Source organism: Ginsengibacter sp., assembly GCF_057362405.1.
In genome coordinates this window covers 1-6157 of the sequence record NZ_JBMQQG010000109.1, presented here as the reverse complement: position 1 = coordinate 6157, position 6157 = coordinate 1, and the positions used below count along the sequence as shown (strand labels likewise).

8 protein-coding genes are annotated in these 6157 nt (G+C 40.4%); all 8 read right to left on the bottom strand.

Going from position 1 to position 6157, the window contains the following annotated elements; all coding sequences use genetic code 11:
- Positions 1-191 (bottom strand): hypothetical protein (locus tag ACO1O5_RS09330; protein WP_486269580.1); only part of this gene is annotated, 191 nt, incomplete at its 3' end.
- A gap of 142 nt (positions 192-333) precedes the next feature.
- A complete protein-coding gene (locus tag ACO1O5_RS09325; protein WP_486269579.1) occupies positions 334-2151 on the bottom strand; it encodes an MFS transporter in 1818 nt (605 codons plus the stop codon).
- Between the two features lie 35 nt (positions 2152-2186).
- Positions 2187-2825, bottom strand: coding sequence for a DUF2306 domain-containing protein (locus ACO1O5_RS09320; RefSeq protein ID WP_486269578.1), 639 nt, complete (start codon positions 2823-2825; stop codon positions 2187-2189).
- A gap of 33 nt (positions 2826-2858) precedes the next feature.
- On the bottom strand, positions 2859-3368 hold the full coding sequence (locus ACO1O5_RS09315) for a RidA family protein (protein WP_486269577.1): 510 nt from the start codon (positions 3366-3368) through the stop codon (positions 2859-2861).
- 201 nt (positions 3369-3569) lie between these two features.
- The gene (locus ACO1O5_RS09310; RefSeq protein ID WP_486269576.1) at positions 3570-4043 is read right to left on the bottom strand and encodes a nuclear transport factor 2 family protein; all 474 of its coding nucleotides are present in this window, start codon (positions 4041-4043) and stop codon (positions 3570-3572) included.
- A 117-nt stretch (positions 4044-4160) separates the two neighbouring features.
- Positions 4161-4886 carry a hypothetical protein gene (locus ACO1O5_RS09305; RefSeq protein WP_486269575.1) on the bottom strand — a complete coding sequence of 242 codons (726 nt, stop codon included), beginning with the start codon at positions 4884-4886 and terminating at the stop codon, positions 4161-4163.
- Between the two features lie 89 nt (positions 4887-4975).
- Positions 4976-5383, bottom strand: a complete 408-nt coding sequence (locus ACO1O5_RS09300; protein ID WP_486269574.1) for an ester cyclase — start codon at positions 5381-5383, stop codon at positions 4976-4978.
- A gap of 272 nt (positions 5384-5655) precedes the next feature.
- A partial coding sequence (locus ACO1O5_RS09295; protein WP_486269573.1) for a sensor histidine kinase occupies positions 5656-6157 on the bottom strand: 502 nt, incomplete at its 5' end.

Below are 6157 nucleotides of genomic sequence, written 5' to 3'. Positions count from 1 at the left end.
TTATCTCTTATGTCTAAGGGCAGAATTTCCAGGTTATTGGTGGCGTTAGTAAGTGCCAGTAAATGCTGGTACTTACTATTATTGTTGATATCTGTTGAAGAAACTTTTACGTCAAAATCCTCTTCAAGGAATATTTTGGTAACGTAGCTACCGATAAATCCGGAACCCCCGATTATGCCTCCTGTTTGCATGATTTTTTTTTACCTGAGATAACATTGCTTAACAAAAACGAAAAAATTTATCTAAGAATATTCTATTTCTGTTACGCCTGGATAGAACCTTTCTGGTGTTCTTTCCAATGGCGATTGAAATATAACTATTCAGCACACTTTACTAATTTGAAACGACCAGGTTTTCGATCGGGGAAATATCCGGAATCACGTCATCATCATACTCTCCCGTAAGAGCATATTTCCCAAATATTAATAAACCAACAGAAGCCACCGGGGTAATGACGAGCATCATAATCAATCCAAAAATTAAATCGTCTTGTTTGCCGGACATGATGTTGGGCAGGCCCAAATGAAAAACACCAAAATAAGCCGTCACCAATCCCAATGCTACCCACGTTATGCCCATTCCTCTTTTTAGTTTATTGATTTTAAAAGAAAGCGCAGTGATCACCAAAGGCATTTGTATTTTGTTTTCTTTAAGGTAGAGTAATCCAATAACAAGGGAAACGCTCATCACCACAATTGGATAAGCCAGGCCGGCTAAATAGTAATCTGTAGTATGGCGCGCATTCGCTTTTTCTATCAGGTAAGTTGCGATAAGCGGCGCCATTCCGCCAAATATACCATAGCCAATGTGATAAGGCAGTGACAAGGAAGAATACCTTATTTTTAAAGGAAACATTTCTACAAGGTAGGCGGCCAGCGGGCCGTACGACATTGCAGAAATAATCATTAATACGAAAACCAAAAAAATAAGTTTCCATTTATCACGTGCGGTAACGATGAAAGTTTTTAATATTTCTGTTTTTACTTTTGTGCCGGCTAATATTGTTTCTTTCTTCGCTTCCTCTAACATAGTTCCATCAGTGTAAAAGTGCCGGGTAGTGGTAGCAATAATTGATTGACCTGCCGGAAATATTTGTTTTGTTACGTCAATTTGGGGTGCGGTCTTATTTTCTGTTTTATATTGAAGATTCGTAACCTGGTACATTTGCTGAAAGACCGGGCGAAAAAATAAGATACCCAGCAACATGCTCAGGAGTAGCAAATATTTGCGGCCAAACTTATCTGACAGCCAGGCGAAAAATACAACAAAAGGAAGCCCCAACACTGTTCCTGTTACTACGATAGAATTTGACTGGTCGTAGTCAACAAACATAGTCCTGATTAAAAAACTTTGGGCATAAAAAATAGAACTCCAACTGATAACGCCTACTCCAATCGTTAAGCCGAATAGCGCCAAAAGCACCACTTTTAAATTGGCCTTATTTCCAAAAGATTCTTTAAGCGGATTTTTGGATGTTTTGCCTTCCGCTTTGGCCCTTGCATACAGCGGCGACTCCGACATATTTTTCCTTACGTAAACTGATATTATTACTAAGAACACAGATATTAAAAACGGAATACGCCAACCCCAGCTTTCCCATGCAGCGGTTTGCATAAAGCTTTTGGTTAGTAAAATAACTCCTATAGAAAATACGAATGCTATCCCGGAAGAAGTTTGAATCCATGAGGTCCAAAATCCCCGTTTCTTTTCAGGGGAGTGCTCCGCCACAAACGTAGCCGCGCCGCCATATTCGCCGCCTATCGCTAATCCCTGGAAGATTCTTAAAACGAGGATGATAATGGGCGCAGCAAATCCAATGGTTTCATAACCGGGTATTAAACCGATGGCAAATGTTGAACCACCCATCAAAACCAGCGTGACCATGAAGGTGTATTTTCTGCCAATCAAATCACCGAGGCGCCCAAAGAACAAAGCACCAAATGGCCGCACCACAAGCCCTGCAGCAAAAGTGGCCAGCGTAGCAAGAAATGCAGCAGTTGCATTTCCTTTTGGAAAAAATTCGGTAGAAATAATGGTAGCTAAGGTTCCGAAAATATAAAAATCGTACCACTCAATAAGTGTTCCTACAGAAGACGCTGCAATGATGGGAACCAGGCTCCTGGTTTTTATATTTCTTATTACGGCAGTCATTTTGATAATTAAATCTAATTCGTTTGACCGGGTTATTAATATTTCTTTTTCCAACTGAGTATGATCTGGGTTACCAGCAAAGGAATGGTCCAGCAAAACCATATAATCGTAGGTCCTCTTTCTTCAAATTTTGGCATGAGTTTAATCGCGATTGCCGAATCATTCAAAAAACGAAATGTAACAAAGGCAAATGTTACCACGTAGCTTCTGATCATCCATTCCCTGTGTTGCGAAATGCGTCTACGCATTACTGATATATATGCCATTGATGCGGTTATAATCCATGCAAAGGCCAAACCCTCGAGGCTAAAAGCCCAGGCAAAGTTTACCTGGATACCACTAGTCCAGGCAAGATAGGTTGCGCAGGATGCTGCAATTGCGATAGCAATTAAATAAACCCGGCCCATCAGCCTGTGTATCGGCCGGTACTTGTCTCTAATGACTTTTGAAAACTGAAAAGGTCCGATTACCAAAGCAATAAGCCCTCCTGAAATATGACCGATTAATCCCCACTTGTAGTTCCAGTACCTGCCAAATGTTTCCTGGTTAAACGTGAAATAGGGGATAGCATTTTTAATTATAAATTTTACTGCCAGCACTGCTAACAATAGCACTGTTGCATATTTCAGATACGGTTTCGGTTTATAGAGTGAAATAACTTTTGATTGTGCCATGAGTTCAATTTTTAAATGAAATACTTGACGCGACTATCTCGCCCTATGGGCTTCCATATCTATCTCAATCAATTGGCCTTCTACCGCGAGTCCTTTCACTTCGAGCCAGGTGCCGGTGGGAAACTGTTTTTTATAAATTGAGTTGCGGTAACCCAATACTTTTTCAAACTCCTTCATATCGGTTGTATAAATATTTTCTGCAAATACATCGTCAAAGGTGTAACCGTAATGCTGCAGAATTTTTTGTAAATCGCTATAGCAATTTTTCATTTGCTGCTCCATATTACCGGGAGCTACAATAACTCCTAAGTCATCCATACTTACCGCTCCGGAAATCTTAAGGTTGTCACCAATTTTTACAGCATGGGTATAACCATATTCTTTTTCGAGTGAGGGTCTCAGGTTAAAATATTCAGGAGTGTCTGTTTGCGCAACCTTTGGTTCGCCTTGTATTGTTGCTGTAGAATTATCCGGATTATTGCAACTACTCAAAAGTGAAATGCAAACGAAGAGACTGGATACAAAAAGGGAAATCTTTCTCATTTTTTTTTTGATGATTTATAATTGAGGGCCTGATGTTGGATAATTTTCAAATCAATTATGGGCCGCGACTAAAGATCAAAAAAGACCCATTGTCAATGAGACAACTTTGGCAATGGGATCTTTAGAAAAGCCACACACAAAAACCATTTTAGGCTTAGTAGCCCGGAAGAAAAAAAATTCTATAGTATTAAAACTTAATTCTTATTGCATTTTAGAAAAATCGCCGTAGATATACTCCCTGACTATTTTGCCATCCTTACTAAATTCATCAAATACCACCATAGGGGTGCTTATTACCTTTCCCGTTTTCTTTGACTTTACAGAGAAATTCCACCATGATTGTACAATCATCGCATCACCTTTCACGTAATGCAGGTAGTCCGGATAACCCACCGGGGTTTGTTTGATGTCATCGAACTTCTCAAAATCGCCCATCCACATTTTCATGGCATCAGCAATTGGAATAAATTTTTCCATTCCTGACGCCCACCACTTTGCGGTATCTGAATAGATTGTTTTTAGGGATGCCCAATCCTGGGCTAAATACCCTTTTGTGGCATTATTCACTACATCAATGTAAGGATGCTTGATGTAAATGGTGCCGTTCTCTTCCTGTTGGGAAAAAGCAGCTAATCCAATCAGGAACAAGCCGAGCGTTACGATAATTCTTTTCATGTTTGTTGTTTAATTTAAAGTTTAATAATAATGATGAAGTCGTTTAATTATATTTTAAGTGTACTGCGACCGTAGTAGTGACTTAACTAAACAAGAGTCTGCTATCTATTGCTGCAACTATTCTGCGCTGTTATAAAATTCAATTTTTGGTGCACTGATGACTCCGGCATCGGTCATAATTTTATTCAGTGCAGGATCGTTCATTCTTGCTTTTGCCTTCGCCATATCGCTTATGTCGAAAACGATGTGCACCAAATTGGAATCGTTTAAGCCGCGAGCCAACGCCACATCTACGAGGCCATAAGTAGCCCTGGTGGCAGTACCTTCTGCGTCAAAAACTTTAAGCCATGCATCAAAGTCTTTTACTTTATGCGTAACGAGAACCCATTGTTTTTCTTTGGAGTCAGGATTGAACCTGATTATATGAAATAAATTGAACTGAGGTTTTGAAATAACCCCGGCTTTATCCATTGCCTCTTTGAGTTTTGGATCAGCTGCAAATGTCATCGCTCTTGCCGTATCAGCAACTTTTAATGCAATGAGAATATTATTGGAATCGTTCAGGCTGCGGCCGACAGCAATGTCTTCCAGCCCATGAGCTTTGCGGTTTATACTATCTGCATCAAAAAATGGCCTCCACTTTCCGTAATCTTTTACAGTGTGGGTAATTTCAACAACATCAAAAGGAGTGAAAACTGCAGCAGCCGGGGGCGCAGTAGTGCTGCTTGCAGATGTAGAATCGGCCATTGCTGATGCATCATCTTTCTTTTCGTTGCCATTGTTGCAGGCAAAAAATACAAAAGAAATACTTAGTGCAAGTAAAGGTTTAAAAAACTTTCTCATTTTTAGTTTTTGATTATTGATGATGAAATAATTCTCGTAGAAAATCATACTATTGGAGTAATCCATATTTAAACAACCCATTTGATAGGTCACTTCTTCTCGAACTGCTGCATCAACCGGGTAAAATCGGCAACCGTCAAATGCTCTATTATCTTTCCATTTTCAATAGTATCAATTGATATACCGGTAAGCCTGATTGAATTCCCCGAAGGTGACATACCATAGAATGTTGCAGTGTGGGTGCCGGTACATGTCCAATGCGTAGCTACCTTGTTGCCCTCAACAATCTGTTCTTTTATGTTCATCACTAAATCGGGACATGCAGATAAGAAGGCCCCGTCAAAATCCAGCCACATTTCCCTGCACAAACTGCCGTCCATGGTGTGATTGATAAGATCAGTAGCTATGAAATCTTCAAACGATTTCTCTAAATCTTTGCGATTATAACTCTCATAGAAGCAGCTCGCAATCGCTTTAAGCTCCGAAAAAGGACTCATAATTAATATGTTTTGAGTTTTACAAAGTATATTAATCGGGTTCGTGGTACCAGGGATCAATTTCCGGCCTTCCTGTTGCGCCGCACATCCTTTTACAAATGGTCAATACCCCTCTTTCTATGATAAACTTATATTGATTAATCAACGGATTACGGTGACCTGGGACGAACGAGGTTCATAATTGTCCGAATAAGGATTCTATTTACCCGGTGAGAAGATTGGGCAATGATAACCGGATAGAAACGCACCGGTACTTCGGGCGTGTAATTTCGTCAGGCAACTTTATCCATTTTAAAATCGAAGAAAATGCTGGTGCCATTTATTGTTTCCTCCCTCATGGAGCCGCCCAACTGCCGGGTGAGAAGCGATACTAACTGGCCACCGAAACCGGTTCCGGTTATTTTCCCCGATTTGCCGACGCCATTATCAGAAACTTCCAGGTGCAACCCACCATCCTTACTTTTTTCGAGTTTGATGAGCACCTTGCCATTGCTGCCTTGTGGAAAAGCATATTTAAGCGTATTGGTGATTAGTTCATTCACAATTAGTCCGAGGGGTACCGCGGTATCGATATCGAGATCCAGTTTTTCCATGGCGCATTCTATGCGTACTTTTTTGTCGGCGCCAAATGTATCCAGGATGCTTTCGCTGAGATTCAGGAAATAGTCCTTCATTTCTATTGCCCCCGGATTACTTCCCTGATACAATTTTTGATGGACGATTCCTATGGATTGTACCCGGTTTTGACTTTCCTGCATCGCATCCCTGGTGTTG